Source organism: Ruegeria sp. B32, assembly GCF_025141855.1.
In the GTDB taxonomy this organism is placed as follows: Bacteria; Pseudomonadota; Alphaproteobacteria; order Rhodobacterales; family Rhodobacteraceae; genus Ruegeria; species Ruegeria arenilitoris.
Map to the genome: position 1 here is coordinate 414709 of NZ_CP081106.1, position 26266 is coordinate 440974.

Here is a 26266-nt window from a genome sequence, read left to right on the forward strand (position 1 = left end):
TCAGAGACTCTCCAGGAACCGGATCAACGCATCGCGGTCGGGTTTGGGCATGGAAACGACTGCATCGCGCGCGGCCTGGGCCTCGCCGCCGTGCCACAGGACCGCTTCGAGAAGCGAGCGCGCCCGGCCATCATGCAGGAACTGGGTATGCCCCGAGACCCGTTCGGTCAGGCCGATGCCCCACAGTGGCGCGGTACGCCATTCGCGGCCCGTGGCGCGGGCCTCGGGGCGGTTGTCGGCCAGTCCCTCGCCCATGTCGTGCAGCAGCAGGTCCGTGTAGGGCCAGATCAGCTGGAAACTGTGCTCGGGCCGGTCGGGCAGACGGTGGGTGACGAAAGCAGGCGTGTGACAGGACGCGCAGCCAATGGTGTGGAAAACCTCTTTCCCGCGCAGAACTTGCGGGTCATCCACATCGCGGCGGGCGGGAACGCCCAGGTTGCGGCTGTAGAAGGCCACCAGATCCATGCCCTGCTGGTCGATCTCGAAGCCGCGTTCGTCGCCGTCACCATGCGGGGCGGTCTGGCAATCGGCCTGGGCCGGGGTGCAGTCGCCAAATGGCGCGGGGTAGAGCGGGCTGGAAATGCCGATATCGCCGGCGAAGGCCGCGGCCGACTGCTCCATGATCGTCGGCATGCCCGCCTTCAGCCCGAACCGGCCCAGCATGGGTTCGCCGAATTCCGTCGACCACACGATGTTGGGCCGCCCCGAGATCCCGTCTCCATTGGCATCTTCCGGGTCGGCCTTGGCCAGGATGTCCTCGGCCGGGATCGCCTCGAGCAGGCCCAGACCGATCATCTGCGGCGCCACGCGTGGGCTGAGCATCGCGTCCGGGTGCAACGGCCCATAGCCCAGATCGGCCGCTCTGTAGGTGGGCTTGCGCAGCGACACGGCTTCGCCGTCGGACAGTTCCACCGGGATTTCTTCGTAGGTGATGTCCAGCCGGTATTCGGCCTTGTGGCCGGGAAGGGCGAAATCCTGCATCTGGCCGCCATAGGTGGGTTCGGGCAGGGTGGCGAGATACCCCGCGATCTCTTCCGGCGCGTCCGCGGGCATTCCGGGGATGGAAACGCGCAGGAACATCGAAATGGCGTTGTCTTCGGGTCCGGCCGGGGTGTGGCCACGCCCGTCCTTGATGTGACAGCGTTGGCACGACCGGGCGTTGAACAGCGGCCCTAGCCCATCCGAGGCCAGAGTCGAGGACGGAGACGACACCCAGACCTTCTTGAACAGCCCGTTGCCGACCTTGAAATCCAGCTCCTGCTCAAAGCTCAGGTTGGCCGAGGGTTGCGAGAACGCATCCGCATCGGTCCGGGCGCGCACCGTCGCGGCGCCTGCCGGCAGGTCCTCATAGCGCTGGGGCTGCGTGAAATCCGACGGCGCTGCGGTGACTGTGGCGATCCGTGCCCGTTCAGCGTCGGTTCGGGGGAGGGGGTTCAAATGACTGTCCCGCAGATCCTGAGACAGGGAAGGGGTGGCCGCAAAAACGGCCACCACGAAGAGGCCCGTCTTATTCGGCCTCGTCCATTTTCGATGCATTGAGTTGCGCATAATTTGCTTCGCCGAGTCTTTCGTACAGATCGAGCTGGGTTTCGAGGAAATCGATATGGCCTTCTTCATCGGCCATCAGTTGTTCGAACAGCGCCATCGACACGAAGTCGCCGGCCTGTTGGCAGTATTCGCGCGCTTCCTTGTACAGGGCCCGGGCGTCGATCTCGGCCGCCAGGTCGCAATCCAGGGTTTCCTTGGGCGTCTGGCCGATGCGCAGCGGGTCGAGCTTTTGCAGGTTGGGGTGGCCGCCGAGGAAGATGATCCGCTCGATCAGCTTGTCCGCGTGCTGCATCTCTTCGATGCTTTCCTCGCGGCTTTTCTTGGCCATGTGGCCCAGGCCCCAGTCCTCCTGCAGGCGGTAATGCAGCCAGTACTGGCTGACTGCGGTCAATTCATGCCGCAGGGACTTGTTTAAGTATTCGATGACTTTGGGGTCGCCCTTCATCTGCACTCTCCTGTGTATCATCCACGCGCAGGGCGCGGAGTTGCATGGGTACTTCGAGGTTATCGGTTGCGCGCATCGTGTCCAGAAACAGCGGCATACACCCGCCACAATCCGCCGATTTTCCCAAAGCATGGTAAATCTTGCCCGGCGTGATGATGGTTTGAGGATCTGCCGCGCGCATCCAGTCGATTGCCGCGCGGATCTCGTGATCCGTGATGTTGGTGCAGTGGCAGACGATCATGGCGACTCGGCCTTTCGTAATTCCTAGTCAAATAGTAGGGTATTTGCTTCGGGTCCAGACACAGCTTGTCGCAGGGTCGGGCGCAAGCGGTCGCTGCGCCCGGCTGCTTTGGTTCATCAGTGGAAAACGGCGTCGGGGTTGTCGAGGCTGTCGGACCCTTCGAATGCGACATTGCCCAAGCCCAGCACGGACACGATACGTTCGATCGTCTTGGTCTGATCGATCAGACCTTCGACACCGCCCATGATCAGCGTTTCGCCACCGACGTTCCCGCGCTCGAGCATCTGATCGTAGGCTAATCCGGCCTCGGCTGCGGTTTTGATCTGGCCTAGCGCGTACATTGTGTTGGCCAGCTTTGTCTTCATCTCGGTGTCCAGAGCCGGGTCCGAGGCCGCAACCAAATCCGACAGGGACGGACCCGAAACCGGAGTGCCGTCAATCCGGACATACCGACCCAGATAGACGTTCTGAATCCCCAACCCGTCATAGTAGTGGCTGTTGTGCGTGTTGTCCGAGAAACAGTCATGCTCTTCTTCCGGGTCGTTCAGCATCAGTCCAAGGCGCATGCGCTCACCGGCCTGTTCGCCATAGGACAGGGATCCCATGCCCGTCAGAATTGCACTGATGCCCGAGTCGGCGTCGTCGGTCAGGGCCGCCCGCGCGGCACCGTCGTCCTGCCATTGCGCGGCCATCCACTCCAGATCCGAGACCAGCAGGTCGGTCGCCGCCACCAGATACTGGGCCCGGCGATCGCAGTTGCCGCCGGTGCAGGACTCGTCCTGCGCATAGTCGGTCCACGGACGGTTGCCGGCGCCCTCGCCGTGACCGTTCAGATCCTGGCCCCACAGCAGGAACTCGATGGCGTGATAACCCGTTGCCACATTGGCCTCGATCCCGTCGGCCTCGTGCAGGGTCTCAGACAGCAGCTCGGGCGTGATCTCGGTGGCGTCGACCGGCTGGCCAGACAGCTCAAAGCTAGGCGAGGCAATCACGTTCAGAACTGCAAGCTCGTTTTCGTCCGTCACGCCGCCATAAGCCGCATCCACATAGTCGATCAGACCCTCGTCCAGAGGCCACGCATTCACCTTGCCTTCCCATTCGTCGACGATGGGATTGCCGAAGCGATAGACCTCGGTTTGTTGATACGGAACACGCGCCGCAACCCAGGCCTGGCGTGCGGCGGTCAGATTTTCAGCAGAAGGCTGGTCAACCAGCGCGGCAACGGCGGCCTGCAACTTGCGGGCAGCACGCAGGCTGTCGTCATATTTTGCTTCGGCAATGTCAGCATAGGTGTCCAGAATGTCGACCTTGGCGGGGGCGTCGCCGGCGGCCGCGGCTGTTGCCATCAGCAAGGCTGCCAGGCTGGTCGTAGAAAATACGCGGGTCATGAAGTTCAGGCCTTCCTGTCGAAATGAATGGGCAAGAGCACCCGGTGCGGGTGCTGAGATGAATATTAACTGAGTGAAATTGTAAGTTATGTCAACCCGAGTCTTTGAGTCGGGAATTAATTGTGAAACACGCCGTTGTTTCGGCCAAATACGGTTTGGCTGGATGGGTTCTCTGGATCTGCCTAGCCATTTCCAGCGGGGTCAGACGGGGTTGCGCGCCGTTGCCTGCCGATTGCGCGCAGATACAATGATGGTGTGATTCTTGAGTTGGTGGTGTTTGCGTGATGAGATCCCTGGCGTTTGCCCTTTGCGTGTTTCCCCTTGCGTTGGACGCGCAGCAGGAAGTGGCGCCAAAACCCGCAGCACTGAAGATCGCCTTTTTGGATTCGGGGTACACGCTGTCCCTGTCTGTTCCTGCGTCAGAAATCGTTGGCTTTGAGCTTCCCGCTTCGAGCGCAGAGGAAAAGGCGAAGGTCGCGGTCGCCATTTCGGACCTGTCACAGCCCATGACCCTGTTCGCGGTCACGGCCGAGGCGGGTTGTGCCACGGCCACGGCGAACGTGGCGCTGGTCGGCGGCGAAGCCGGTTCGGCCTTGGGGTCTGACGATCACCGGCCCGAATTCCAGGCCGAATATACGGTCAGGTGCAGCAACCTTCAGGCGCTTGGTGAAATGAGATTTGATTACTTCGACCGGTTTTCGCAGGCTGAACGTGTGGACGTGCGGGTTCAATCCTCGGGCGGTAGTCACGCCGTCGCGGTTACACGCGAGACCCCGTTGGTTGATCTCTCCGAGTTGATGTGACCGGGGTTTCTTTCATTCCTTGTGGTGAAAGATGAAGCCGATGAAGTTCAGCAACAGCTGCGCGGCAAGGATCTGCGTGCTTTCGGTCGGGTCATAGGCCGGGGCAACTTCGACAAGGTCGATGCCGGCAACCTGCCCTTTCCGGGCAAGGCCCTGCAGGATTTCCAGAACGTCGTAGTACAAAAAACCGCCGTGGCTTGGTGTTCCGGTGCCCGGTGCAATGGATGGGCAAAACGCGTCAATGTCGATGGTCACGTAGTATCGGACGCCCGAGGGGATGCGGTCCAACACTCCTTCGGTCCCCAGCTTGCGGACCTGCCGTACCGACAAGATGTCGGAGCCGCGCGCGCGTGCATCTTCGTAACCTTCTTTCGCCGTCGATGAGACGTTGCGGATGCCCAGCTGGGTCATACCCGAGACATAGTCCTTCTCGATCGCCCGCCGCATCGGGTTTCCATGGCCCGCCGTAACGCCATGACGCTCGTCCACGAAATCCAGATGTGCGTCGATCTGGACCACGTGAATGGGACCGTTTCGGGCGCAGTCCTGATCAAAGGCGTTGATGCAGGGAATGTTGATGGAATGGTCACCACCGATCGTCACGGGCAGAGCGCCGGCCTCAAGGATCTTGCGTACCCCGTATTCGATATTCGCGTGGCTGGCTTCGGTTTTGGTGTGGATGATGTCGGCATCCCCCAGATCGACGATGCGCACCTCTTCGCCCAAATAGGTGGCATCGTCCTCGTGATCATAAGCACCTGCATGACCAAAGCTGAACAGAGTCGATGCCTCGCGCACCGCACGCGGGCCGAACCGGGCTCCGGACCGGTATTGGCAGCCGAAGTCGAACGGGGCGCCCAGGATGGCGACATCGGCATCGATCTGGTCCCAGTCCTGCACATATGGCTTCTTGCCGAATGTGGCGATGCCGACGAACGGCAGATTCAGGCGGCCGGATTCATATCCATGTTTTGACATTGGGGGCTCCGTTGCTTTGAACCGGCCGCGGATCTGGCGGGTTGCTTGCACGTTGGCGTCTATCACCCGATCAATCAAGGCCGCTCTGCCCCAGCGGCGCATCAGGTCGCGAAGCTGGGTAAACCCCACAATCCCAGTGATTTTTCTGAAAATCTGTACTAAGAATGCAGGTATCGCTCGTATTGCCTGCGCAAATTGAGGGGTGGAGCCAGCATTGAATGGCGCCACGCGTCGGGCGGTCTGCCGTTTGCCCGGCGGGGGAGACTGCAAAGTACAAATGCTGATTTCAGGAAAGTGACCACGAAATACGAAACCATTGCGCCACTGACTTTTTGGGGGAGGAACTGGCCGTGTCCACACAGACGATTTCCAATTCAAAACCGATTGAAGCCACATCTGCCGATTGGGAGAAGATATTCGCCGTCCTGCCCGGCGAAAAGGTGCGGCAGAGCGCCGAGCGGCTCAGGCAGCATTTCGATCTGTTCGAAGTTCTAGAGGACACGGTACTACCGCCGCGCGGGATGTATGTGGTTTTGGACGGCATCGTGAAGCTGCGCCAGAACGACGTTGATCTGGCGACCGCCGATACCGGGGACTATTTCTACGAAGAGCATCTGGAGATCCGCGACATACCGGTCAGCCTGCAGGCCGTGGCCTTGCCCGGCACTCGGCTGGCCTTTCTGGCCAGTAACGAGTGGCTGGATATTCCCGCGGAAATTCGACGCGAATGCTACGCCACGCTGTTCGGCGATCTGGTCAGCGTGCATCTTCAGAATTTCCAGCAGCCGATCAACTGCTGCAGCGTGACCGCGGCCGCGCTGAGCATGTCGGCGCTGGGCTTCAGCTGCGAGGTGAACGACATCTTCCGCGTCTGCGAACTGCCCACCAGCTTTGTCGTCAATGACGGCATCTCGCTGGGTGAACTGTTCGACGTGGCGTGCACCTATATCCATTCGCAGGGTCTGCGCGACCTTGTGCAGGTCCAGGCCTACTTCATGGACGAGGCGACGACCTCGGTGCCGCTGCTGCTTGAGGCGATTGACGAATCCAATCGACTGGGCGGAGACAACGATATCCTGGTGGCGAATTTTCAGGTTGGGGTCGCGCATGGCAAGCCCACCATGCCCGGCGGCCATTTCGCGGTGATCGCCAAGTGCAACCCCAGCACCGGGTTGGTGCACATGATGGATGTGCATCCCGAAAAATACGGCAAGCTGTGGGTCACCACGATCGACCGCCTGTACGCGGCCATGTCCGACCGCGACGGCACTTCGATGCGCGCGCGCGGGCTGCTGCGGTTCTCCGCGCGGGAAGCGGTCAAGACCACGCTGCAGACCTTCCGGCAGGACTGCAACTATGTGGACAGCACCAGGTATCTGGCCCGCGATCCCAAGAAGCGCCGCAACCTGTTCCGGCGGGCCAGCCCGAACATGAACAGCCTGGGCGTTCTGGCCGAAAGCCTGCAGATTTTGGGCGATGTCCAGGTCACCGAAGACAAGCTGCTGATCGCGACCCAGACCTCGTACACCGAGGCGCTGAGCCGGGTTTCGACCGCCAAGAAGATGAGCGAGATGGCCCAGCGGTATCTGGCCGGCACCTCCGAGGTGCATATCGGCAGCACCTTCCGCAGTTATGCCGAACGACCCGGGAAGGACAAAAGATCGCCGCAAGACTGGTTCCGGGATCAGCTGCGCAGTCTGAACGAACATGAGGGGCGCCACCTGATGATCAACATCGACTTCAACCGCGTGTTGGGGTTCGAGGTGATCCGGCCGCCCGAAAACGTGTTCCGCGAGACGGCGCTGCTGGAAGAGTTCTGGTGCCTGTGCGTGGCCTATGACGAGAAGGCCGATCTTGTCACGGTCGTCGATATGAGCCCGGCGACTTCGCAGGTCTGGCAGGCGCCGCGCGGACATATCTTTCGCGGGCTGCGCGACCTGAAAAGCCCGGCCATGCTGGTGATCGAGGAGACCCAGCCCCCGGAAGACCCCAGCGACGTGGCTCGGATCGTCCGGGAAAACCCGCTGGTTCTGTTCTACGAGGATGAGGACCCGTGGTCGAACATGCTGAAGAACATTCTGGCCAATATCGGCGCGACCGGTCTGAAATTGGTCGATGTCGCCGGACACGGGGCCAACGCCATGAAAATGCGCCGGCAACTGGTCGCGGAAAGCGGCAAAGAAAAGGTGCCTTATCTCTTCTTCCATGGGAAATGCCTGGGCAAGCGCAGCGATATCGTCGACATGATCCTGGATGGCGGCCTGCAGGAAGACATGAAGAAAGCCGGTCTGCCTGTCTTGCTGCGCCACGAGTCGCCGAGCCTCGACAAAAACATCTTCGGGTATCCCAAGGGCGGGTTGACAGCCCCGCCAAACGGTCGCCGGAACGTTCTGCTGTGCGCCTGCGGCTCGTCGGCTGCGGACAAGGTGCCTCAGTTGGTCGCCCGGATCACCGAGGCTGGTCACAACGTGAAACTGATCCCTTCGGTTTCGGCCGAAAAGTTCTTTCGCGATATCGGGACCGACAAGGCCAGCGAGGCCCGCAAGGCAAAAAAGACCGGGAAGAAAACCAAGACAGTCGACGACTACATCACCCACAATGACTACTACCGCGACGATGACGAGTGGAACTTTCGCTATACCGAGTTCGGGATGCCCTTGCGCGCGTCGCATCTTGCGCTATGCGACTGGGCCGATTGCGTGATTGTCGCGCCGGTCACCTGCAACACGATGGGCAAGATCGCCAACGGCATTGCCGACAACCTGCTGACTTCGGTTTTTGTGGCCTGGCAGTACCGCAACAAGCCGGCGATCCTCTGTCCGGCTTGCAACACCAACATGTGGAACAACGTCACCACCCAGAACAATGTCGAAAAGCTGCGCGATCTGGGGATTGATCTTGTGGGTCCCCGCAAGGGGCGCCTGTCGAACGGGATGATGGGCATCGGAATGATGGCCACGCCCGACCAGATCATGGAGGTGCTGGAAGAAGCCTTCGAAGAGCTGGAAAACCACGAACACAATATCTGCAAATGGGCGCAGGATGCTGCGGCCTCGGATGACTTCGCCCAATGGGAACCCGTTTTTCAGGCCATAGATGAGGGGGTCGCCGGTATCGACATTGTCGATGACCATAATGGTGACACGCTGCTGCACTATGCGGCGGGCGGCGAGGGCGAGCTGACCGAGAACGGGCAAGACCTGGGAAAACCGGACATCGAGGCTGCCAAAGCCCTCATCGCAAGAGGTATCAACGTGAACGCGGTCAATGACCACGGATTTACCAGCCTGCATGTCGCCGCGATGAACAACTCGGCCGAGATGGTAGAAACACTGCTGGCGGCGGAGAGCATCGATGCAAGCCCTCTGATCCACTTCCTTCAGGACCCGGTGCGGTCCAGGGGCATCAGGGTGTCGGACGAGATCCGCGCGATGCTGGACGAATGGGCCAACACGCACGCCCTGTCAGAACCGGAAGAGGTGGAAGACGAAGACGACCTGATCGATGAACGCGAAAAGACCTATCTGTATTTCACCTACGGATCGCTCAAAAAAGGATTTCCCAACCACGACGCTCATGCGGACGTCCTGGATGATTTCGTTGGACAGGCGGTCACTCGGCAGCCCATGCCCCTGATCGTTCCGAAAGAGCCGTTTTGCGACAACCCGAACTGTGCCTATCTGCACCGCATGGCCACACTGGTGGATCGCAAGGGCACTGGCCGTCCAATCAAGGGCGAGGTCTACCGGGTCACCTCGGGCGGGTTGAAGGAACTCGACAAGCTCGAGGGTTTTCACGGACCGGGCGCGGCTGACAATGTCTATGTCCGCAAGCGGATCAATGTCCTGATGGATGGCGTGAAAAAACCGGCCTACGTCTACGTCATCGCCAATCCGGAAAAATACCTTGCCGAACTGGAAAGCGGTGCGTCCGAGTTGGTCGACGAATACTCGATCGACATGGCCACAGGGACGCTCAAGCCCGGGTATGAGGCGGCCGCTAGCCGTCCTGATGCGTGATGGCCTCGGGGGCATCCCTTGACGGAGGTGACTTGAGGCTGAGGTTGTAGGCGGTGATCGCGATCATGCAGCTCAGGACAAATGGCCAGAACGCGGCCTTTGGAATCAGGTTGTCACGGTAGTGGATCAAGCGCAGCGACGGCGCGGACTCGGAGACGAACAGATAGGTGTTCACCGACACCACAAGCAGCATGAAATACATCAGGAAAAAGAAGGACTCCATGTAGATCACTGGTGACCCGGCAAAACCCTCGCGCAATTGCACATGCGCTAGCAGGATCACGAAGAACAGGACCGAGCAGGTGCCGATCACGCTTGAGGTGCTGAAATCGTGCCGTTCGACCAGGTTCGGCTTCCGCGTCACCGTCATTACGGCGCCGAACAGAAGCATCGTGACCACGATCAATGGGATCATGTGCACCACGAAGGCGTTCGCAAAGTTGCGTTTTATGACAAAGTTGTAGTGCAGCTCGGGCAGTCTGGTCTGAAACTCGTTCTGGTTGATGCCCAGCGTCGTGTCCAAATCAGACAGCTTGTAGTCAAAATAGGTATTTTCGCGTTCCCAGGTGCCCATGACGATGCGGTTGTCGATCCCGAAAATGTCCTTTGGCCCAGTCGCGGGATAGGCGTCGAAGTCGGGAACCAAGGCGACGTTCACGTCAAATCGGCCCGGCCAGAACCTTACCCAGACGGTTTTGTGGTCGAAAGGATAGCTGGTGTAGTCGAAGGATTGGCGCAGGGTCTGCTCAAAGTACCAGCCGATCACTTCACCACCGGGTTCTGGCATCCGGTAGGCTTCTTCGATAAGGCCGCTCCCGACATCCACGGACTCGGGCAGAAGGAACCCGGCCTGACCGGGTTCGGGTTTGATCGCGTCATGGACGCCGGTTTGATAGTGTTGCCAGACATAACCCGTGACGTGGATATCGCTTGCATCGACGAAACTGAAGGATTTGAGGAAAATTCCCGTCCTGACCCGATAATCCGGCGCGTTCTCCAGCGACTCGAGATAGGTATCGACCGAGGCCTGATCCGGCAATTGGGTCGGGTCCTGCTCGAAATGGTTCAGCGATGCCCAAAGGTAGAACAATACGGCCGTCAGTATCAGCGACACGAGGCCTGACAGGCCCCAGACCTTTTTCTCTACCGCCATTCCGCGCCCTGTTTCTTCGTGTTGTTCTATCGTCATGCGGTTCATGCCGTCGGTTGACCGGCCATCCCGGCCACCGGAAAATCCAGATGCCCCATCAACGACCGCACCACGCCCAGGTCATCGAACTGCGATCGAAGTTCGGGAAACTCGGTGTGGTCAGACAGGGCGAGGCCCTGTTGCCCGGTCGCAGCCAGAAGGCGCGTGTGACGGATGGACAGATCGGCCATAGGCAGCGGTTCTGGGGCGGTGAACTCGGACAAGGCGTCGGCAAAGCGGATCGCGCGGTCCCAATCCTGGCGGGCCAGCATCACGGCGCAGGCATCTGCGTAGAAATGCAGGTGGCTGTGCCCAACGCAGCCTTCACCCAGTATCCTGACGCCCTGATCCAACAAATCATCCTGGGCATCCGGATCGTCCAAAGCCAAGGCCAATGCCGACAGTGCCTTGGGGCCGACAAAGTTGCGGCCATGTTCCAACGCGATTTCCACGGCGCGGAGCCCCACCTGTTCAGCCTCGTGCCTTTGCCCGGCATAAACCTGCGCCCGGGCCAGATGTTCCAGCGCCTGAGCCTCGAGTCGCTTGGCACCGACGCGCTGGGCGATATCGGCGGATCGGATGAAGGCCTGCAGCGCGCCGTCCATGTCATCCTGAAAGGTGCACGCGACGCCCAAGCAGGTCTGCGCGACACATTCCGGCACGAAGGCAAAGTACTTCTGCGAGATTTCGATGGCTTCCTGCGCATCGGCCCGGCCCTGCGCCACGTCACCTGAGTAACTGCGGGCAACACTGAGATTGTGAAGGTTGGCGGCCAAGTCCCGGACCAATCCTTTGTCCCGCGCTCTTTCGACGGCCTGAGTGTAGAACCCTGCGGCGGTGCGCATTGCGGCATTCATGAAATTTGCATCGCCAAAGCCGCTGAGGGCGCCTACCTCCAGCCGGACGGATTCCAGTTTGCGGGCCAGCGTCAGCGCTTTTTCGTTGCTTTGCAGAGCATCCGAGACCCGTCCCAGCGGGAAATAGATGTTTCCGCGGACATAGCTGATCTGGGCCAGATTCCGTTCCGATCCGATACGGTCAGCGGCGGCCTCGGCGATGTCGAGGCTGTGCAGCGCATCCTGGTACAGGCTGGCCTGGCGCGCGGCCTGTGCCAGACCGATATGAACGCGGCAGATCTGCGCGTCAGTCTCGGCCAGGGCGGCGGCTTCGTTGAACTCGCTCAGGGCCTTGTCCGACAGGCCCTGAAGGCGATGGGTTTCCGCCCGGGCACACATCAGGTCAAACCGGATACCCGGCGGAGCCGAAAGCTCGAGCGCGCGTTCGATCAGCGGGCTGGCCTCGTCAAACTGGAAGGCCTGGATCAGGTTTTCAGCGGCCTCCAGATAGGCTTCGGCTGCATTGGAGGCGTCGGCACGGTCCAGGTGTTGGGCGCGCAATGTGGCGTCCTTGCCTTCGTACCAGCTTGCTGCTTGCCGGTGCAGTCGGGCGCGCTCGGACTTGACCAGCGTCGCATAGGATCCGTCGCGGATCAGAGCATGCGCAAACATCAGATCTGCCCCGGCCTCGCGGATCAGGGCCGAGCGGATCAGGTCGGACGTGTCCAGATGGCCTTCACCCAGCAGATAATTCAGAACTTCGGGCGAGAACCGCTGCCCCAGAACCGATGCTGCCTGAATCGCCGTTCTGCTACGACGATCCAACCCGTCCAGACGGGATTGCACGATGCCTTGGATGCTGCCGGGGACGGTGTCGCGGGTCAGGCCGTCGATATTACGCAGCAGTTGCTCGAGAAACAGCGGATTGCCTCCGGCGCGTTGCACGCAGGTTTCCAACAGCTCGGGGTCGATGGCGGTGAATTCCTCGACCAGTTTCCGCGCCTGTTCGTCACCCATCGGTGACAGCTCAAGCTTGGACACCAGCGCACCATCCGTTCCCATCTGCCATTCCCGATCGATCGGGTCGCCTTCGACCCGGCTGGTCATCATCAGAACGCAAGGCAGGTCCCGCGTCGCGGCAGCCATGTAAGAGCACATGGTCAGAATGTCCGGTGGCGCCCAATGGATGTCCTCGACCTGGAGCAGAAGGGGGGCCTCGCGGCTGCGGGCCTGCAGCAGTTCGTCGATGACCTGTCGCCGACCCCGCATGCGTGCGGCGTTGTCCATCGCGGCATAGACTTCGGCCAGCCCGGGATCCTGTTCAAGTTCGAGCAGGGCGCTCAGATGGGCTGAACTGGCGGGGTTGATCCACCCCCGGCTGATCGCGTCATGAGCGGCCGCGGTGCTGGCATCGGAGTCGTCGGTCGGGTCGAGCCCCAGAAGGCTGCGGGCGATGGACTGGATGGCCGAATGTCCCTCGCGTGTGCCGAAATCCATCACCACGCCCCCGTGGATCGAATAGGACCGGTTTGCGGCCAGCTCGGCCACCTGTTCCGAAAAGTGGGTCTTGCCGATACCGGGTTCGCCAAGAATGATGTGAACCTCACCCTTTCCATGGCGCTGGCACCGGTCGAATGTTGCCGAGAACAGCGACATCTCGCGTTCCCGCCCGATGAATTTGTGGCGCCGCGTGCGAATGTTCCGGGCCAGACGGTCCAGACGCCAGATTCCGACCTCCTTGTTAAGGCCCTTGATTGCCTTGGTGCCGATCGCCTCGCCCACGAACAGTGGGCCAAGCGCGCGCTGGATGTCATCCGACACCAGCGTCTGACCCGGCGCAGAAATGTCGGTCAGGCGGGACGCAAGATTCACGCCGTCCCCGGTCACGGTGTATTCGGTATGGGCCTCGCTTCCGGTGGTGCTGGCGATGACCTGCCCCGAGGCGATGCCGATATGGCATGACAGGGGCGGGTCAAGTGTGGGCAGCGCGGCGTGAATCTCCAACGCGGCGCGGGCCGCCCGTTCGGTGTCATTGGTGTGCGAGATCGGCGCCCCGAACACCGCCATGACGGCGTCTCCGATATGCTTGTCGATCCGGCCTCCAAATTTCTCGACGGCGCGGTCGACCTTGCCAAAGAACGCATTCAGCAGCGCGTGCATGTCTTCGGCGTCGTGTTCGCTGGACAATTTGGTAAAGCCGGTCAGGTCCGCGAACAGAACCGTGACCTGACGTTTCGCTGGTTCCAGTTCGACCTCGGGTTCAAACGCGCCGACGGTTTCCGGGACGTCCAGCTCGGATATCGCGCGCAGCAACCGGCGACGGTCGCCGACGGCGGTCACCCCGATCTCGCGCAAATCCTCGCCCGTAAGTTCAGGAAGAATTGCAAAGTCGATTTTGTTTTCCGCGAACGCTTGGGTGTAATCGGACAACCCAAGGGCGCTCAGCCATTCCCTTAGGTCGCCAGACATTGGTGCCCTCAGAAGTATCCACCCGCAGGCAGCCTAGTACAGACCACCGGGTCGAGTCTGCATTTTTTATAGTAATATTCGATTATGACTGCGCAATCCGCCGTTTCCGGTTTTTCGGATCAGCTTTGTGCCGCGCCTTTCTAGAGTTGGATTTCAGGAAGGATTCGTTTGCTCAATCCATGAGCAAATCTGATCAAGATCAAGTCAGAGTTGACTCGTATCCGCTATCCACGCAGCATGAACGGAGTACCACAAATGTTTCTAGAACAGGTGGGCGGCACATGTCTGCAGTAGCCAGCAGGCGCGCGTTCCTGACAGGACGCCTGCCTCGCGAAGACGACAGCGTGAAGCGGCCGCCAGGAGCGGCGCGCGAAAACTTCCACGATCTCTGCACTCGATGCGGCGACTGTGTCTCGGTTTGTCCCGAGGAAGTTCTGGCTATGGACGACGCGGGCTTGCCGGTGTTTCAGCCGCAGCAGGGTGGCTGCACCTTTTGCGGAGACTGCGCCGACGCGTGCAAGACCGACGCATTGAGCCTGGACCGGTTCGCCGAGTGGCCGTGGCGCGCGAAAGTGTCCGACACCTGCCTTTCGGCAAATGGTGTCAGTTGCCGGGTGTGCCAGGACAGCTGCGATCAAGGGGCCATCCGATTCCGCCTGAAAACCGGAGGCCGTGCCGAAGTGAACCTGGACCTGGCATCATGTGTCGGTTGCGGAGCCTGTTCGGCCGCATGCCCGACCGGTGCCGTTTCCCTTGAGAGATACCAGCCCGCCACAGTGGAGGTGCGTGAATGAATATCTGTGGATGCCTCGTGCATGTCGCGTCGGACCAGACCTCGGCAGCACGGTCGGCGATGACTGCGTTTGACGGGGTCGAGGTCCATGCCGAATCCGACGACAGCCGGTTCGTTGTCGTTGTCGAGGACACGCCGACACGGTTGGCGTCCGAGATCATCATGGACCTGCACCAGATCCCCGGGGTCGTCTCGCTGACCCTGACCTATCACCATTTCGAAGATCTCGCGGAGACCCGTCCGCGTCCTGAAACTCCCAGCCAAGATTCCAGCCGGAGGCCCTTGTCATGACCATTTCCGAATCTCGCCGTACGTTTCTGAAAGCAACCGCCGCCGCCGCGACCGCGTCCGCGGCCGGTATCCCGCTGGCGACGGGCCAAGCTGCCGCCCAAGTCGCCAATGCCGACATCCGATGGGACAAGGCACCTTGCCGGTTCTGCGGCACGGGCTGCTCGGTTCTGGTGGGCACCAAGGAAGGCCGCGTGGTTGCCACGCAAGGCGACCCGGACGCTCCGGTGAACCGGGGGTTGAACTGCATCAAGGGCTACTTCCTTTCGAAGATCATGTACGGCAAGGACCGTCTGACCACTCCGCTGTTGCGCAAATCGAACGGCGTCTATGACAAGAACGGTGACTTTGAGCCCGTCAGCTGGGACGAAGCCTTCGACGTGATGGCCGAGAAGTGGAAAGAGGCGCTGGCCAAGAAAGGCCCGACCAGCGTGGGCATGTTCGGCTCGGGACAGTGGACCGTGTGGGAGGGTTATGCCGCGGCCAAGTTGATGAAGGCCGGGTTCCGCACGAACAACATCGACCCGAACGCGCGGCACTGCATGGCCTCGGCCGTGGTGGGCTTCATGCGGACCTTCGGCATTGATGAGCCGATGGGCTGCTATGACGACCTCGAGCATGCCGACACCTTCGTGCTGTGGGGCTCGAACATGGCCGAGATGCACCCGATCCTGTGGTCGCGCCTGACCGATACGCGCCTGACCAAACCTGGCGCGCAGGTGCATGTGCTGTCGACCTTCGAGCACCGCTCGTTCGAGCTGGCCGACAACGGGATCATCTTCAAGCCGCAGACCGACTTGGCGATCCTGAACTACATCGCGAACCACATCATCCAGACCGGCGCGGTGAACGAGGAGTTCGTCAAGAACCACGTCAACATCACCAAGACCGCCACCGACATCGGTTACGGCCTGCGCGAGACCAACCCGCTGCAACAGGCCGCGGCGAACCCGGACTCGGGCAAGCTGGAGCCGATCTCGTTCGAGGAATACGCCGCTTCGGTCGCCGACTACACGCTGGAATACGTCTCTGAGCTGTCGGGCGTGCCGGCGAACCAGCTTGAGCAACTGGCCAAGGAATATGCAGACCCGAACCGCAAGGTCATGAGCCTTTGGACCATGGGCTTCAACCAGCACACCCGCGGGTCCTGGGTGAACTCGTTGATGTACAATGTGCACTTGCTGGTGGGCAAAATCTCCGAGCCCGGCAACTCACCGTTCTCGCTGACCGGTCAGCCTTCGGCCTGTGGCACCGCGCGCGAGGTTGGCACTTTTGCCCACCGCCTGCCCGCCGACATGGTGGTGACCAATGATGAACACCGCAAGATCACCGAGACCAAGTGGAACATTCCCGAAGGCACCATTCCGCCCAAACCGGGCTTCCACGCGGTTCTGCAGAACCGCAAGCTGAAGGATGGTGATCTGAACGTCTATTGGGTGCAGTGCAACAACAACATGCAGGCCGCCCCCAATATCAACGAAGAAGGCTATCCCGGCTATCGCAACCCCGAAAACTTCATCGTCGTATCGGATCCGTACCCAACGGTCACTGCCGTTGCGGCCGACCTGATCCTGCCGACCGCCATGTGGGTCGAGAAAGAAGGGGCTTATGGCAACGCCGAACGCCGCACCCAGTTCTGGCGTCAGCAGGTCAAGGCCCCGGGCGAGGCCAAGTCGGACCTGTGGCAGCTGATGGAGTTCTCGAAACGCTTCACCGTCGAGGAGGTTTGGGACGAAGAGTTGCTGGCCAAGATGCCCGAGCATCGTGGCAAGACCCTGTTCGACGTACTGTATGCCAACGGCAAGATCGACCAGTATCCGCTGTCGGAAACCGCCGAAGGGTTCCACAACGACGAATCCGAGCATTTCGGCTTCTACGTCCAAAAGGGCCTGTTCGAGGAATATGCCAGCTTTGGCCGCGGCCACGGGCACGATCTGGCACCGTTCGAAACATATCACCAGGCCCGCGGTTTGCGCTGGCCGGTCGTGGACGGGAAAGAGACGCTCTATCGCTTCCGCGAGGGCTACGATTCATATGTGCCTGAGGGTGCTGGCGTCAAATTCTATGGCCACAAGGACGGAAAGGCCAAGATCATCTTCGCGCCCTACGAACCGGCAGCAGAGGAGCCGGACGAAGAGTTCGATCTTTGGCTGTGCACCGGCCGGGTGCTGGAGCACTGGCATTCCGGGTCGATGACCCGCCGCGTGCCCGAGCTGCACCGCGCCTTCCCCGCCGCCGTGGTGTTCATGCACCCCGAGGACGCCAAGGAACGCGGCGTGCGCCGCGGGCAGGAGATCGTGCTGTCCACCCGCCGCGGCGAGGTGATCAGCCGTGTCGAGACCCGTGGTCGCAACAAGGTGCCGCGTGGCCTTGTGTTCATGCCGTGGTTCGACGAGGGCCAACTGACCAACAAGCTGACGCTGGATGCGACCTGTCCGCTGTCGAAAGAGACGGACTTCAAGAAATGCGCCTGCAAGGTCGAGCGGGCGTAAGGGCTGGGGTCGCAAAGGTCGCGTGTAATGTCTCTGGTCGGCAAACCTCTTTCGCCGCAACGGCGCCGGTTCCTGCAGGACTCGGCGCGCGCGGCGGGTGGCTGTCTGGTCGCCGGGTCGGTGCTGGCCTATCTGGCCCGCGACGCCCGCGCCCTGCCGGCCGAGGCCTTGCGCCCACCGGGGGCATTGCCCGAAGATGGCTTTCTGGGGGCCTGCATCCGCTGCGGACTCTGCGTCCGCGATTGCCCCTATGACACGCTGAAGCTGGCCGAGCTGGGGGTCGATGCGGTGGCGACCGGTACACCGTACTTCATCGCCCGCGACGTGCCCTGCGAGATGTGCGAAGACATCCCCTGTGTTGCGGCCTGCCCGACCGGAGCGCTGGACAAGGGGTTGCAGGACATTGACGACGCCAAGATGGGTGTTGCGGTTCTGGTGGATCAGGAGAACTGCCTGAACTTCCTGGGGCTGCGCTGCGACGTGTGCTATCGCGTCTGCCCCGTCATCGACGAGGCGATCACGCTGGAACTGTCGCACAACGACCGGTCCGGTCACCATGCGATCTTTGCGCCGACGGTTCATGCCGACCGCTGCACCGGCTGTGGCGTCTGCGAGAAAAGCTGCGTTCTGCCCGAGGCGGCGATCAAGGTTTTGCCCGCACGGCTGGCGCGCGGCAGTTCGGCCGAGCATTACCGCAAGGGATGGGAAGAAAAGGCCGAAAAGGGCGGGCCACTGGTCGAAGGCATCATCGACCTGCCCGATCGCCTGCCCGGACCGGGCGCGGACAACCTTGCCGCGCCGGGCGGGTACGAACCGGGCTACAACCTTCCGGGGGCAGGCCAATGACGGCGCGGACACATATGCCCGTCGGGCACGAGGCCCGCGAGGTCAAGGGATGGGTCGGCGCCCATCGGTTCCTGCTGCTGCGGCGGTTCAGTCAGGTGTTCTTTCTGGCGCTGTTCCTGTTGGGACCGTGGTTCGGCATCTGGATCGTCAAGGGCACGCTGGCCGGATCGCTGACGCTGGACGCGCTGCCGCTGACCGATCCGTTCATCCTGCTGCAGGGGCTGGTGGCCGGCCACTGGCCGGAAATGACCGCGCTGGTCGGCGGGCTGATCGTTCTGGTGGCCTATGCGCTGATCGGCGGGCGGGTCTATTGCTCGTGGGTGTGCCCGATCAACCCGGTCACGGATGCCGCGCATTGGCTGCACCGTCGGCTGGACCTGCCCAAAGGCTGGCAGCCCAAACGCAGCACCCGATTGTGGATATTGGCGACCGTTCTGATCGTGTCAGCCCTGACCGGCGTGATTGCGTGGGAACTGGTGAACCCCATCACCATGCTGCACCGCGGGCTGGTCTTTGGCATGGGTTTTGTCTGGGCGATGGTCGTGGCGATCTTTGTCTTTGACCTGTTCGTGGCCCGGCACGGATGGTGCGGCCATATCTGCCCGGTCGGTGCCTTCTACGGCCTGATCAGCGCCAAGAGCCTGCTGCGGGTCAGCGCGACCAATCGCGCCGCCTGTGACGATTGCATGGATTGCTATGCGGTCTGTCCGGAGAACCAGGTGATCTCGCCCGCACTGAAGGGCAAGCCGGGATCCAGCCCGCTGATCCTGTCGCCCGATTGCACCACATGCGGCCGCTGCATCGACGTGTGCTCGGTCGACGTATTCAAACTTACCCACCGGTTCGATGACGCCGTCGTCGCGCCACCCGATCCAGCCGCCGCGCCAGAACCGCGCGCCGCCAGACCTGCTTAAGGGAGTGCCAAGATGAAAAAATCAATAGCGACAGGCGCAATAGCCCTGATCCCTGTTCTTCTTGTGACCGGGCTTGCCTTTGCGCAATCCGCGTCCGTGACCACGTTGCGAGGCGTGGATATCGATGATCCGGCCATCCTAGATGATGTGCACCGCAACATCGAAGGGCGCATGCAGCGCAACTATCGCCAGCAGCCGCCGCTGATTCCGCACAAGATCGACCAGTACCAGATCGACATCCGCACCAATCAGTGCCTGTCCTGCCACGACTGGACCAAGGCCGGTGAGCGCAACGCGCCGACCCTGTCGATGACCCACTATCTGGATCGCGAAGGCAACGAGCTCGATCAGATCGCGGGCACCCGGTATTTCTGCAACCAGTGCCATGTGCCGCAGGCGGATGCGCCGGCCCTGGTCGACAACCTGTTCCAGCCCTCGGCCGGAAACTGATCCAGCTTTGGACTGAAAGGAGCACCAAATATGGCAGACTCTCCTGAAAAGCGCGGCTTGATCGGCCGCATCTGGGCGTGGATCTGGACTCCGGCCGCCGCGTTCAGCGCAGGCTTTCTGGTTCTGGCGGGCTTTCTGGCCGGCATCCTGTTCTGGGGTGGGTTCCACTGGACCCTTGAGATGACGAATACCGAAGAATTCTGCGTCTCGTGCCACACGATGGAAACCAACCTTGGCGAATACCGGGAAACGATCCACTACAACAACCATTCCGGCGTACGGGCCATCTGTTCCGATTGCCACGTGCCCAAGGAATGGAGCTTCAAGATCGAAGCCAAGATCATGGCGGTGAAAGACGTCTATCACGAGCTGGTCGGCACCATCAGCACGCCCGAGAAATACGAGGATCACCGCCTGAAGATGGCCTCGGCCGTGTGGAAAAAGATGAAGGCGTCGGACAGCCGCGAATGCCGCAACTGCCACAATTTCGAATACATGGACTTCACCATTCAGGAAACGCGCGCCGCCAACGAACATCAGCGTGCGATCGACGAGAACATGACCTGCATCGACTGCCACCAGGGCATCGCGCACAGCCTGCCGCCGGGCTATCTGGAGGAGTATCAGAAAGTGGTCGCCTCGCTGGATCCGGTGACCGGCACTGAAATTGCGCAGAGTACCGGCGCGGCCGAGATCCGATCATTCCTGAACAGCGCATCCGACTAGGAGTGGCACGACATGCTTGAGATTCTTGGAACAATCGGCGGCAACATCCTGAGCCTGCCCGGCATTCTGGGCCTTGCGGTGGGCATGATGACCCGCCAACTGTGGTTGGCCGCGACGATGGGCGCGGTGATCGGCATACTGGAAACCCTGGCTTTCGCGCATTGGACCTTTGCCAAGGTCGAGCCGATGGAGTTGATCATCGGCGTTCTGGTCGGTGTGTGCGCCAGCAGCATTGGCTGTCTGATCCGTCAGAAAGGGGCGACCGTCTAGGCGACAGTCGCCGCTTACTCCTTGCGGTTCTTCAGGTGTTTCAGAACGGCGCTTGCGATCATGGTCACCAACCCGGGGGCAAGCGTTCCCAGAGGGTCGCGTGAGACGGTTCTAAGGTCGCGGACCGTCTCGCGAGCCTCTGACATCATGTCCTGAACCTCGGCCTCGATATCGCCGATCGCCATGTCGCGCAGTTCTGCTACTGGCGCAGTGTCGGCCTCGGCGCTGACCGAGTTGGCGATGGCCGCGAGTATCAGCGCTACGATCAGGTTGATCAGGGCGATGACCAGTGCAGCCAACGGCTTGGACATCACTGACGCAAGAGCAAGATAGCCCGCGACATTCAGCATGATGATGGCCAACCCGCCCGCCAATCCGGCTGCGGCGAAAAAGCCTGCGCGTTTGGCCAAGACGGTCATGTTCCGCTGAGCGATCAGCCGTTCGGTGCGCAGGATGATGGAAATGTTTCGGGAAATGCGGCTCATCTGACTGTCTCCTACCTGGACCGACCGATCACGTAGCCCAGAGCGAAAACGCCCAGGGCGAACAGGATGGCTTTCTTGTGTGGCATGGCGTCCAACTCGGCCAGCGCGGTCTCAATCTCACCGGACCAGTCTTCGAACTCTGCCGACAACTTATCGGGAATGTCCTGGACGGCCTCTTTCACCTTTTCGCCCGCCTTGCGCGCGCCCGTTTTTTTCTCCTCGGCCTGCTCTTCGAGCTGTCGCTTCAACTCAGCAACCTGCTGTTCAAGTTCCGCTTTGGTAACCATTGGCGTTGTCCTTTCGTGAAGCGGCCAGTCGCGCGGGCGATGGGCCGGTAATCCGGTTTGTCGGCACCGAGATCAGTCTTCGGGACCCACACGGCCATCGCCCGACATCAGTATGGCGATGGGGCGCGTGGCCGGAATGTGGGTCAGAATGATCATGATGCAGACAGTGATCGGCACGCTCATCAGCGCACCGGGAATGCCCCAGATCGCGGTCCAGAATGTCAGGGCCAGTATGACCATGAGAGGGGACAAGTTCAGGCTTTTGCCCAGCAAGGTCGGCTCAAGAATGTTTCCGACCGAGAATTGCACGGCCCCGCACCCCAACAGCACCATCAGGAACGGGCTCAGTTCCTCGAACTGGACAAGAGCGACCAGAGAGGGCAGGGCGACACCGATGATCGAGCCGACCGTGGGGATGAAATTCAACAGAAAGGCCAGAACCGCCCAGGTCTCGGCGAAATCCAACCCGACCGCCCACATGACAAGAAAGCTGCCGAACCCGGTTAGCGCGCTGACGAAAGTCTTGATCCCGACATAGCGCTGGATGCTGGCGGACGTGCTGTGCAGCACGTTGCGAACTTTGTTGGCAAGCGTTGGATCCGAGATCGCGAGGTCAATCTTGGTCTGCATCGGCACGCGTTCAACCAGCATGAACGGCACATAGAGCAGTACAAGGAAGAAGGCGCTGAGAAAGGCGCCGGCGGACCCGATGATGCTGCCGGCAAAACCCGACAGGTTGATCTGGCTCAGCGCCTTCTGGGCCGCGGCATAGTTCTCGTTGCCGACGAGGGCGACAAGTTTTGCCAGAATACCGGACAGGCGCTCTTCGTATTTCGGGAAAGCCTCGGACACCAGACCGGCCTGGCTGGACAGGATCGACAGGATGATCAGCAATCCAAACAGGATCAGGCACAAGGCCCCAAGATGCGCCATCCATTTCGGTACGGAATGGCCCAGAATGACGATCCGTTGGATCCGGTCAGATGTTGCAGTAAGCAGCACAAACAACAGTATGGCGAAGGAAAGCGGTATCAGAACCGAGGACGCCAGCACCAATGACGCGATGGTCAGAAACAGCAGAACAACCAGCTGATACCAGAAGGTCAGCCCAGGCTTGCCCACGCGCTGGTTGTCGGCCTTGGGTTGAGTTGCCATGCACGTCTCCTGCGGGCTCAGCACCATTGCGGCCCGCCACCGTTGGTCGGTTCCGCCATTAGGCACAGATATTCGGCTGTTCTCAAACAAAATTCTCGAAAGAGTTGATTTCTGGACAGGTTGCAAACGGGTCTCTACGCTCGGCCTTGGATAAAATCCAAGGACCAAAGCCCATGCGCCGCACATCGACCAACTCGCTGCTTGCCATCGCGCTTGCGATCAGCGCAGGCATCGCGATTTGGGGTCTTGTCGACCCGGCGGGGCTGGGCCGGTTGGCGTCTGCCGCGGTTGCGACGCAGTTCGAAAGCCGGGGCTGGTTCATCATGCTCGAGGCCAGCGGCCTGTTGTTCGTTGCGCTGTTTCTGGCCTTTTCGCGCTTTGGGCGCATCCGGTTGGGGCCGGATGGTGCCGAGCCCGAGTTTTCGACTCCCGCATGGATCGCCATGCTGTTTGCGGCCGGGATGGGGGTTGGGCTGCTGTTTTATGGTGCAGCCGAGCCGCTGACCCATTTCGAAGAGCTCAGAAAATACGAGCCCGATCCGAGGGCCGCCGGGAACGCGCTGTTCGTAACTTACCTGAACTGGGGCTTTCATGCCTGGGCAATCTACGGGGTGGTCGGTCTGATCATTGCCTATTTCGCCTTCCGCCGTGGGGGCACTCTGCTGCTGAGCGCGCCATTGAACGACGCTCTGGGGTCGGCCCCGTGGGTTCGGGCGATGGGCTGGGGCTTTGATCTTCTGTCAATCGTTGCCATTGCCGTGGGGTTGGCTGGTTCGCTGGCCATGGGAGTGTTTCAGGTGCAAACCGGGCTGGCCGGATTGCTTGGCGTGGCGGATTCGGCGGCTCTGACGCTTCCGGTCTTTTTCGCCATGTGTGTGGCCTTTGTCATCCCTCTGCGCCGGGATCTGGGGGACGGCATGGCGAAGCTGTCCAATGCTGCGATGCTGATCGCCGTGGCAATGATGGTCTATCTGTTGACCCTTGGCCCCACTTCATATCTGATGAACGGTATCGTGAGCGGCTTCGGGAGATACGTGTTCCACGTTCTGCCCGCAGGGTTTGCCACGGCCGAGTTCTTTGGTGACGACCTCGTCAACTGGTTCCAGGATTGGACTCTGAACTACATGATCTGGTGGCTGGCCTGGTCGCCGTTCGTCGGTATCTTCATCGCCCGGATTTCCCGGGGCCGAACGATCCGGGCGTTTCTTTTGGGTGTGATCGTCGCGCCAACCTTGTTCTCGATCCTTTGGTTTGGCGTGTTTGGCGGGTTTGGGTTTTTCGACGCGCTGCGGCAGCAAGGTTCCTTGTCCGTGGTCAATCAGCAGAACCTGGATGCGACCACATTCGCGTTGCTTCAGCGGTTTCCACTGTCCGGACTGACGCAGACAGCGACCATCGTCGCGGCGTTTCTGTTTGTGGTCACCAGCGTCGTCAGCGCCGGATTTACCCTCGCGATGATCGGAACCGGTGGTGATGAAAACCCGTCTCCCCGGATCCGCACGGTGTGGGGGGCAATTCTGGGTGCGTTGGGGCTTGCCATGGTCTTTGTCGGGGATATCGGGCTGGTGCGATCTGTGATCGCAATTTCGGCGATCGCCTTTGTTTTCATAGTTCCGGTTCTGGTGGTCTGTCTGTTCCGGGTGCTAGCGCGGGAGGAAGGGCCATGACAGGCGAGTTTCTGGATACTGTTCTGAACGTCACCGTCTTTCTGTACCTGGGCTTTCTGATCTGGCTGTGCCTGCGCCCGGATCCCTGAGGCCCGTTCGCCGGGAAAGGGGATGTCGCCATCCATCAAACCTGATGGGCGTAACCCAAAGAACCCGCGCGTTTTCCTGGAAGGTTGAGTTGCAGCCATGCCCCATGCTGATGGCGTCATGCAACGAGACACCCGCCTTGATCTCCGAGATATAGGGCAGCATGCGCAAGAGTTGGCAACCCACAGCGAACTAAGTCTTGAGCGCCCAAACAGCGTATTGGCAGAGAGCTTTTTGATCCGCTGCCGATCAAAGAGGTTGGGTGAGGACCGGGCATTCCGCCCTATTTGTGTCGTATGAATTTGCGCGGCGGATTCCGGTGTTGACATTTTCTGATCTCGGTTAATAATTTTACCAACTAAAATAATATGGGTGAGGGCGCGTCTCGTGTATCTGGGTTTGGATCTGGGAACTTCGGGTCTCAGGGGAATTCTTGTGGACGAAGCCGGGCAGGTTCTGGCCGAGGCTGAGGCTGAGATCGCCACGTCGAACCCGCAACCGGGATGGTCCGAACAAGCCCCGCAGGACTGGATCGGCGCCTGCGCGACCGTCATGGGCCGGCTGCGTGAGACGAACGGCGATGCACTGGCGCAACTGCGGGCGATCGGACTGAGTGGCCACATGCACGGCGCAACGCTGTTGGATCGGGACGGCACCGTCCTGCGGCCGTGCATTCTGTGGAATGACACCAGATCGGCGCAAGAGGCCAAAGAGTTGGACCAGACCCCCGGGATGCGCGAGATCACGGGCAATATCGTGTTCCCCGGGTTCACCGCGCCCAAGCTGGAATGGGTCCGTGCCCATGAACCCGACCTGTTCGCCCGAACGGCCATGGTGTTGTTGCCGAAGGATTATCTGCGGTTCTGGCTGACCGGGGAATATGTCAGTGACATGTCCGACAGCGCGGGAACGTCCTGGCTGGATGTCGGCGCGCGAGACTGGTCGGACAGGGCGCTGGAGTTGGGTCACATGAGGCCCGATCAGATGCCGCGACTGGTCGAGGGCACTGACCATGGTGGCGAACTGCGGGATGAACTGCTTCGGGAATGGGGGCTGTCCGGCCCGGTTGTGGTCGCTGGCAGTGCTGGCGACAACGCCGCGGCCGCTTGCGGTATCGGCAGCATCGACGAGGGGTCCGGGTTTCTGTCTCTTGGCACCTCGGGTGTGCTGCTGATGGCTCGGAACAGCTATGCACCGGCACCCGAGACGGCGGTTCATTGCTTTTGCCACGCGGTGCCTCGGCGATGGATTCAGATGGGCGTCATCCTGTCGGCGACCAACAGCCTGAACTGGCTGTCACGCAATCTGGGCCAACCGGTCGAGGCGCTGGCCGGGGCGCTGCCCGACCAGCCAAACGGGCCGTCGTCGTTGACCTTTCTGCCCTACCTGTCCGGCGAGCGGACGCCGCATAATGACAGCACCATCCGAGGAGCTTTTCTGGGCCTAGACATCGCTTCGGAGCCGACGGATCTGGTGCAGGCAGTGATGGAGGGTGTCGGTTTTGCAATGCGCGATTGCCTTGAGGCCCTGAGGAGCACCGGTACCGAACCGGCGCAGTTGATTGCCGTAGGTGGCGGTGCGCGGTCCCGCTACTGGCTTCAGACCATCGCCACCACGCTGAATGTGCCGCTGGCCCTGCCCAAGGGAAGCGCGTTCGGGGCTGCGACTGGTGCCGCGCGGCTGGCCATGTGCGCAGCCGGAGACGCAACACCCGAACAGATCATGACCCCGCCAGAGATCGACGCCATCATCGAACCGCAGAGTGATTTGACCGAAGCCTATGACAGCGCCTACAGACGATACAGAGCGTATTACAAGGCGCTGGCGCCATTGGCTGGATGATGAACAAAAGTCGCACTGATTGCACTGATATCCCGGTTATCGTCCTGC

The 26266-nt window shown here is 61.0% G+C and carries 22 protein-coding genes; 12 read left to right on the plus strand and 10 right to left on the minus strand.

Translation table 11 applies throughout. From position 1 onward, the window contains the following. From K3752_RS02285 to K3752_RS02300, 4 genes are all read right to left on the minus strand, one after another. Window positions 1–1536, minus strand: coding sequence for a di-heme oxidoredictase family protein (locus K3752_RS02285; RefSeq protein WP_409233608.1), 1536 nt, complete (start codon window positions 1534–1536; stop codon window positions 1–3). Continuing rightward, window positions 1508–1993, minus strand: a complete 486-nt coding sequence (gene bfr, locus K3752_RS02290) for a bacterioferritin (protein WP_260064678.1) — start codon at window positions 1991–1993, stop codon at window positions 1508–1510. The genes K3752_RS02285 and bfr overlap by 29 nt, the downstream gene beginning before the upstream one ends. Then, on the minus strand, window positions 1941–2234 hold the full coding sequence (locus K3752_RS02295) for a bacterioferritin-associated ferredoxin (protein WP_170365157.1): 294 nt from the start codon (window positions 2232–2234) through the stop codon (window positions 1941–1943). The genes bfr and K3752_RS02295 overlap by 53 nt, the downstream gene beginning before the upstream one ends. Window positions 2235–2350: 116 nt before the next feature. Next, window positions 2351–3622, minus strand: coding sequence for an imelysin family protein (locus K3752_RS02300; protein ID WP_260064682.1), 1272 nt, complete (start codon window positions 3620–3622; stop codon window positions 2351–2353). A gap of 284 nt (window positions 3623–3906) precedes the next feature. Here K3752_RS02300 and K3752_RS02305 point away from each other — a divergent pair, with 284 nt between their 5' ends. Next, a complete protein-coding gene (locus K3752_RS02305; RefSeq protein ID WP_170365069.1) occupies window positions 3907–4425 on the plus strand; it encodes a DUF2796 domain-containing protein in 519 nt (172 codons plus the stop codon). 12 nt (window positions 4426–4437) lie between these two features. Here the strand turns inward: K3752_RS02305 and speB are convergent, their stop codons facing one another. Beyond that, window positions 4438–5403, minus strand: coding sequence for an agmatinase (gene speB / locus K3752_RS02310; protein ID WP_170356956.1), 966 nt, complete (start codon window positions 5401–5403; stop codon window positions 4438–4440). Window positions 5404–5753: 350 nt separating this feature from the next. Between speB and K3752_RS02315 the strand changes: the two genes are divergently transcribed. Beyond that, a complete protein-coding gene (locus tag K3752_RS02315; protein ID WP_260064688.1) occupies window positions 5754–9422 on the plus strand; it encodes a flavoprotein in 3669 nt (1222 codons plus the stop codon). Here the strand turns inward: K3752_RS02315 and K3752_RS02320 are convergent. Both K3752_RS02320 and K3752_RS02325 read right to left on the minus strand, forming a co-directional pair. Then, window positions 9403–10611: a hypothetical protein gene (locus K3752_RS02320; RefSeq protein WP_260064690.1), complete on the minus strand. Its 1209-nt coding sequence runs from the start codon at window positions 10609–10611 to the stop codon at window positions 9403–9405. The two genes, K3752_RS02315 and K3752_RS02320, sit on opposite strands and share 20 nt — an antisense overlap. A 5-nt stretch (window positions 10612–10616) precedes the next feature. After that, window positions 10617–13916, minus strand: coding sequence for an adenylate/guanylate cyclase domain-containing protein (locus K3752_RS02325; protein WP_260064692.1), 3300 nt, complete (start codon window positions 13914–13916; stop codon window positions 10617–10619). A gap of 281 nt (window positions 13917–14197) precedes the next feature. On the opposite strand from K3752_RS02325, the gene napF reads away from it, so the two are divergent. Genes napF through K3752_RS02365 form a run of 8 tightly spaced genes read left to right on the plus strand, consistent with a single transcriptional unit; the run spans window position 14198 to window position 20695 of the window. Beyond that, window positions 14198–14710, plus strand: coding sequence for a ferredoxin-type protein NapF (gene napF / locus K3752_RS02330; RefSeq protein ID WP_170434145.1), 513 nt, complete (start codon window positions 14198–14200; stop codon window positions 14708–14710). Continuing rightward, window positions 14707–15000, plus strand: a complete 294-nt coding sequence (locus tag K3752_RS02335) for a chaperone NapD (protein ID WP_260064695.1) — start codon at window positions 14707–14709, stop codon at window positions 14998–15000. The genes napF and K3752_RS02335 overlap by 4 nt, the downstream gene beginning before the upstream one ends. Then, window positions 14997–17489: a nitrate reductase catalytic subunit NapA gene (gene napA, locus K3752_RS02340; protein ID WP_170369926.1), complete on the plus strand. Its 2493-nt coding sequence runs from the start codon at window positions 14997–14999 to the stop codon at window positions 17487–17489. The genes K3752_RS02335 and napA overlap by 4 nt, the downstream gene beginning before the upstream one ends. A gap of 27 nt (window positions 17490–17516) precedes the next feature. Next, window positions 17517–18335, plus strand: a complete 819-nt coding sequence (gene napG, locus K3752_RS02345; protein ID WP_170454116.1) for a ferredoxin-type protein NapG — start codon at window positions 17517–17519, stop codon at window positions 18333–18335. Next, the gene (gene napH, locus K3752_RS02350) at window positions 18332–19249 is read left to right on the plus strand and encodes a quinol dehydrogenase ferredoxin subunit NapH (protein WP_260064698.1); all 918 of its coding nucleotides are present in this window, start codon (window positions 18332–18334) and stop codon (window positions 19247–19249) included. The genes napG and napH overlap by 4 nt, the downstream gene beginning before the upstream one ends. Window positions 19250–19261: 12 nt before the next feature. After that, a complete protein-coding gene (locus K3752_RS02355; protein WP_170339556.1) occupies window positions 19262–19699 on the plus strand; it encodes a nitrate reductase cytochrome c-type subunit in 438 nt (145 codons plus the stop codon). A gap of 30 nt (window positions 19700–19729) precedes the next feature. Further along, a complete protein-coding gene (locus K3752_RS02360) occupies window positions 19730–20425 on the plus strand; it encodes a NapC/NirT family cytochrome c (protein WP_170356964.1) in 696 nt (231 codons plus the stop codon). 12 nt (window positions 20426–20437) lie between these two features. Beyond that, window positions 20438–20695, plus strand: coding sequence for a hypothetical protein (locus tag K3752_RS02365; RefSeq protein ID WP_093964456.1), 258 nt, complete (start codon window positions 20438–20440; stop codon window positions 20693–20695). A gap of 14 nt (window positions 20696–20709) precedes the next feature. Here the strand turns inward: K3752_RS02365 and K3752_RS02370 are convergent, their stop codons facing one another. From K3752_RS02370 to K3752_RS02380, 3 genes are all read right to left on the minus strand, one after another. Next, window positions 20710–21180, minus strand: coding sequence for a phage holin family protein (locus K3752_RS02370; protein ID WP_170339560.1), 471 nt, complete (start codon window positions 21178–21180; stop codon window positions 20710–20712). A gap of 11 nt (window positions 21181–21191) precedes the next feature. After that, window positions 21192–21467, minus strand: a complete 276-nt coding sequence (locus tag K3752_RS02375; RefSeq protein WP_170367714.1) for a hypothetical protein — start codon at window positions 21465–21467, stop codon at window positions 21192–21194. Between the two features lie 72 nt (window positions 21468–21539). Continuing rightward, window positions 21540–22622 carry an AI-2E family transporter gene (locus K3752_RS02380; protein WP_260064700.1) on the minus strand — a complete coding sequence of 361 codons (1083 nt, stop codon included), beginning with the start codon at window positions 22620–22622 and terminating at the stop codon, window positions 21540–21542. 173 nt (window positions 22623–22795) lie between these two features. Between K3752_RS02380 and K3752_RS02385 the strand changes: the two genes are divergently transcribed. Both K3752_RS02385 and xylB read left to right on the plus strand, forming a co-directional pair. Next, the gene (locus K3752_RS02385; protein WP_260064702.1) at window positions 22796–24289 is read left to right on the plus strand and encodes a BCCT family transporter; all 1494 of its coding nucleotides are present in this window, start codon (window positions 22796–22798) and stop codon (window positions 24287–24289) included. A gap of 474 nt (window positions 24290–24763) precedes the next feature. After that, entirely contained in the window at window positions 24764–26218 is a 1455-nt protein-coding gene (gene xylB / locus K3752_RS02390) for a xylulokinase (RefSeq protein WP_260066240.1), read from the plus strand. Window positions 26219–26266 lie beyond the last annotated feature (48 nt).

Coding starts and splice junctions, on each gene's coding strand:
- K3752_RS02285 (WP_409233608.1), bottom strand. CDS start 1,536: ATGCATCGAAAATGGACGAGGCCGAATAAGACGGGCCTCTTCGTGGTG.
- bfr (WP_260064678.1), bottom strand. CDS start 1,993: ATGAAGGGCGACCCCAAAGTCATCGAATACTTAAACAAGTCCCTGCGG.
- K3752_RS02295 (WP_170365157.1), bottom strand. CDS start 2,234: ATGATCGTCTGCCACTGCACCAACATCACGGATCACGAGATCCGCGCG.
- K3752_RS02300 (WP_260064682.1), bottom strand. CDS start 3,622: ATGACCCGCGTATTTTCTACGACCAGCCTGGCAGCCTTGCTGATGGCA.
- K3752_RS02305 (WP_170365069.1), top strand. CDS start 3,907: ATGAGATCCCTGGCGTTTGCCCTTTGCGTGTTTCCCCTTGCGTTGGAC.
- speB (WP_170356956.1), bottom strand. CDS start 5,403: ATGTCAAAACATGGATATGAATCCGGCCGCCTGAATCTGCCGTTCGTC.
- K3752_RS02320 (WP_260064690.1), bottom strand. CDS start 10,611: ATGACGATAGAACAACACGAAGAAACAGGGCGCGGAATGGCGGTAGAG.
- K3752_RS02325 (WP_260064692.1), bottom strand. CDS start 13,916: ATGTCTGGCGACCTAAGGGAATGGCTGAGCGCCCTTGGGTTGTCCGAT.
- napF (WP_170434145.1), top strand. CDS start 14,198: ATGTCTGCAGTAGCCAGCAGGCGCGCGTTCCTGACAGGACGCCTGCCT.
- K3752_RS02335 (WP_260064695.1), top strand. CDS start 14,707: ATGAATATCTGTGGATGCCTCGTGCATGTCGCGTCGGACCAGACCTCG.
- napA (WP_170369926.1), top strand. CDS start 14,997: ATGACCATTTCCGAATCTCGCCGTACGTTTCTGAAAGCAACCGCCGCC.
- napG (WP_170454116.1), top strand. CDS start 17,517: ATGTCTCTGGTCGGCAAACCTCTTTCGCCGCAACGGCGCCGGTTCCTG.
- napH (WP_260064698.1), top strand. CDS start 18,332: ATGACGGCGCGGACACATATGCCCGTCGGGCACGAGGCCCGCGAGGTC.
- K3752_RS02355 (WP_170339556.1), top strand. CDS start 19,262: ATGAAAAAATCAATAGCGACAGGCGCAATAGCCCTGATCCCTGTTCTT.
- K3752_RS02360 (WP_170356964.1), top strand. CDS start 19,730: ATGGCAGACTCTCCTGAAAAGCGCGGCTTGATCGGCCGCATCTGGGCG.
- K3752_RS02365 (WP_093964456.1), top strand. CDS start 20,438: ATGCTTGAGATTCTTGGAACAATCGGCGGCAACATCCTGAGCCTGCCC.
- K3752_RS02370 (WP_170339560.1), bottom strand. CDS start 21,180: ATGAGCCGCATTTCCCGAAACATTTCCATCATCCTGCGCACCGAACGG.
- K3752_RS02375 (WP_170367714.1), bottom strand. CDS start 21,467: ATGGTTACCAAAGCGGAACTTGAACAGCAGGTTGCTGAGTTGAAGCGA.
- K3752_RS02380 (WP_260064700.1), bottom strand. CDS start 22,622: ATGGCAACTCAACCCAAGGCCGACAACCAGCGCGTGGGCAAGCCTGGG.
- K3752_RS02385 (WP_260064702.1), top strand. CDS start 22,796: ATGCGCCGCACATCGACCAACTCGCTGCTTGCCATCGCGCTTGCGATC.